General features: G+C 52.4%; 6 protein-coding genes. All 6 read left to right on the top strand.

The window, feature by feature from the left end; genetic code table 11:
- Positions 1–237: hypothetical protein (locus NTW95_13180; GenBank protein MCX6558361.1), on the top strand; the 237-nt coding region annotated here is incomplete at its 5' end.
- On the top strand, positions 234–359 hold the full coding sequence (locus NTW95_13175; GenBank protein MCX6558360.1) for a hypothetical protein: 126 nt from the start codon (positions 234–236) through the stop codon (positions 357–359). The genes NTW95_13180 and NTW95_13175, both read left to right, overlap by 4 nt.
- A gap of 3 nt (positions 360–362) precedes the next feature.
- Positions 363–1,010 (top strand): MgtC/SapB family protein, encoded by a 648-nt coding sequence (locus NTW95_13170; GenBank protein ID MCX6558359.1) that lies wholly within the window; start codon positions 363–365, stop codon positions 1,008–1,010.
- Positions 1,007–1,624 carry an RdgB/HAM1 family non-canonical purine NTP pyrophosphatase gene (gene rdgB / locus NTW95_13165; GenBank protein MCX6558358.1) on the top strand — a complete coding sequence of 206 codons (618 nt, stop codon included), beginning with the start codon at positions 1,007–1,009 and terminating at the stop codon, positions 1,622–1,624. Before NTW95_13170 ends, rdgB begins: the two co-directional genes overlap by 4 nt.
- Before the next feature lie 166 nt (positions 1,625–1,790).
- The gene (locus NTW95_13160; GenBank protein MCX6558357.1) at positions 1,791–2,510 is read left to right on the top strand and encodes a glycosyltransferase family 2 protein; all 720 of its coding nucleotides are present in this window, start codon (positions 1,791–1,793) and stop codon (positions 2,508–2,510) included.
- Between the two features lie 6 nt (positions 2,511–2,516).
- The coding region (locus tag NTW95_13155) for a class I SAM-dependent methyltransferase (protein ID MCX6558356.1) at positions 2,517–2,724 on the top strand (208 nt) is incomplete at its 3' end.

Raw genomic sequence — 2,724 nt, 5'->3', positions numbered from 1 at the left:
TTCGGCAATTTCCTGATGGTCGGTAAGAGAGTGGCTGAAAAGAAATTCCTTACGCCTGAGGAATCCTCGGCCTATAGGCTATCCCTGAACCGCTACAGCATCCGCGGGCTGGTGGCGTTCATGGCATTCAACGGCCTGCTGTTCCTAGCCATGTTCATCCTCTTTGCCATCCGCCTGAGCCTGAAAACGTTCTTGTACGCGCTGCCGTTCATCATTTTCTACCTGTTTTTTTCATGATCAAATCGATCCAGGACCGCGACGCGGCCGAGGAGCCGGAGAAATTGCTTAAGAATCCCTATTTCGCCATTTATACCGTTTTTTTGCTGCTCGTGTTCATCGTTGCCTTCTGGCTGAGGTGACCCATGGGCATGGATATTGTCTTGAAAATCCTGCTGGCGGCCGCGCTGGGAGGGATCATCGGCATGGAAAGGGAGCTGTCGCACAAGGAGGCCGGCCTGCGCACCAATATCCTGATCGCCATCGGCAGCACGCTGCTCACCATCCTGTCGTTCAAGATCGCGGCTACAGGGCAGGGGGCCGACCCGGCCCGCCTGACGGCCCAGATCATCTCCGGTATTGGTTTCCTGGGAGCCGGGGCGATCATCCAGGCCCGTTTCGCCGTCCACGGCCTGACCACCGCCGCGACCATCTGGACCGTGGCCGCCATCGGCATTGCCGTGGGCAGCGGCTTCTATCTCACCGCCTTTTCGGTCACGATCTTCGTGGTCATCATCCTGACCGTGTTCAAATACTTCATCGCCTACCTGGAAAAGCAGAAGCAGGTTTACGTGTACCTGATCAGCACCGAGGAAAAAGCCTCACTGCTGGTCGACTTCAGGCGGGTGCTGACCGAGCTGAACATCAAGTACACCAGCGCCCGTCTCAACCGCAAGGGCAGCGGCTACGAGTTCGAGATCATCCTGAACACCTCTGAGAACAAGAACCGCGAGTTCGTCGAGAAGATCATGCTCTTGCAGGGGGTGCGGGAAATCCTCTCCGAGAATCTATGAACACCCTGCTGGTGGCCACCCGCAACCCGGGGAAAAAACTGGAAATCCAAAGCCTGCTCATGGAAAAGGACCTTTCCCTGCGCCTCGTTTCCCTGGCCGAAGCCGGCGTACAGGCCGATGTCGATGAAACCGGCACCAGCTTCCAGGAAAACGCCCGCCTGAAAGCCGAATTCTACAGCCAGCTGACCGGTCTGGATACCCTGGGCGACGATTCGGGACTGGAGGTCCTGGCCCTGGGCAACCGCCCCGGCGTCCTTTCGGCGCGCTATGCCGGACTTGGAGCCGGCGACGATGAGCGCATCGCCAAGCTGCTGGCCGAAATGAGTGAAAGCGATGACCGCCGCGCCCGCTTCGTTTCGGCCGTGTGCTTGGCGCGCCCAGGCTGGGCCGGCCGCTCATTCCTGGGCATGGTGCGCGGCGAAATCCTGCGTGAAAAAAGAGGAAATCACGGTTTTGGTTACGATCCGTTGTTTTTATACCCGCCGCTGGGAAAGACGTTCGCCGAGCTGAGTCTTGAGGAAAAGAACCGCGTCTCGCACCGGGCCCGGGCCCTGCGACGGGTCGCGGCGTTCATCGCCGGGGGGGGATTGCAGGGAAGTGAACTGAACCGCTAGAACTTTCAGAACTCGTTGACAAGCGAGACGATTATCCTTAAAATAGGAGCATGGCGATAGAATCACGAGATGCCTCGCAAAGCCTCGGCATAGCATCACTAGATGCCTCGCAAAGCCTCGGCATAGCATCACTTGATGCCTCGCAAAGCCTCGGCATAGTGATGCTATGATAAGGACGTTGTCGATCATCATTCCTGCCTATAACGAAGGCAGAACCATCCGTTTCATACTCGACAAAGTCAAGGCGGTGAAATTAATTAATGATATTGAGAAAGAAATTATTATTGTCAACGACTGCTCATCCGATGACACCGAAAGAGAAATAAAAAACTATCTGGCATTGAATCCAAACGTCACCATCCAGTATTTCAAGCATGATAGCAACATGGGAAAAGGAGCGGCACTGCATTCCGGCATCCGCAAAGCGACGGGAGAATACCTGATCATTCAGGACGCGGACCTGGAGTATGACCCGCAAGAATACAATGACCTTTTAAAACCTGTGGTAAATGGCTTTGCGGATGTCGTTTACGGATCGCGATTCATGGGTGGCAATCCGCACCGGATATTGTTCTTCTGGCATACCATAGGGAATAGATTCCTCACCGCCCTGTCCAATGCGTTTACCAACATGAACCTGACGGACATGGAGACATGTTACAAATTATTCAATGCCAAGCTTATTCAGTCACTTGATTTAAAGGAAAAGCGATTCGGTTTTGAACCGGAAGTCACTGCTAAAATATCACGAATACCCAATATTCGAATTTATGAAGTCGGCATCTCTTATTATGGCCGAACTTTTGAAGAGGGGAAAAAAATTGGCTGGAAGGACGGTTTCCGTGCTTTTTATTGCATCATGAAATACAATTTGTTTCACCGATAAAGATCGTTGGCAATGGAATTTTCATATAAAGATATCGATGAAGAAGGCTCGGAAATTCTGGATGTTATCTCTTCTGCCGACAAATTCAATACATGGATGTACGAAACGATCTCTCCATTTTGTTCGGGAAATATTCTAGAAATAGGCTGCGGACTGGGAAACATTTCCCAATATTTCATCAAAGAGAACAGGTCCATTTATTTGTCTGATATCC

The organism is Candidatus Aminicenantes bacterium, assembly GCA_026393795.1.
Taxonomy (GTDB): domain Bacteria; phylum Acidobacteriota; class Aminicenantia; order UBA2199; family UBA2199; genus UBA2199.
The sequence above is the reverse complement of the archived record's forward strand: the minus strand, read 5'-3'. Positions and strand labels throughout refer to the sequence as shown.

What these genes read in the sequence shown, in the direction of transcription:
- NTW95_13175 (MCX6558360.1), top strand. Translation starts at nt 234, where the DNA reads ATGATCAAATCGATCCAGGACCGCGACGCGGCCGAGGAGCCGGAGAAA.
- NTW95_13170 (MCX6558359.1), top strand. Translation starts at nt 363, where the DNA reads ATGGGCATGGATATTGTCTTGAAAATCCTGCTGGCGGCCGCGCTGGGA.
- rdgB (MCX6558358.1), top strand. Translation starts at nt 1,007, where the DNA reads ATGAACACCCTGCTGGTGGCCACCCGCAACCCGGGGAAAAAACTGGAA.
- NTW95_13160 (MCX6558357.1), top strand. Translation starts at nt 1,791, where the DNA reads ATGATAAGGACGTTGTCGATCATCATTCCTGCCTATAACGAAGGCAGA.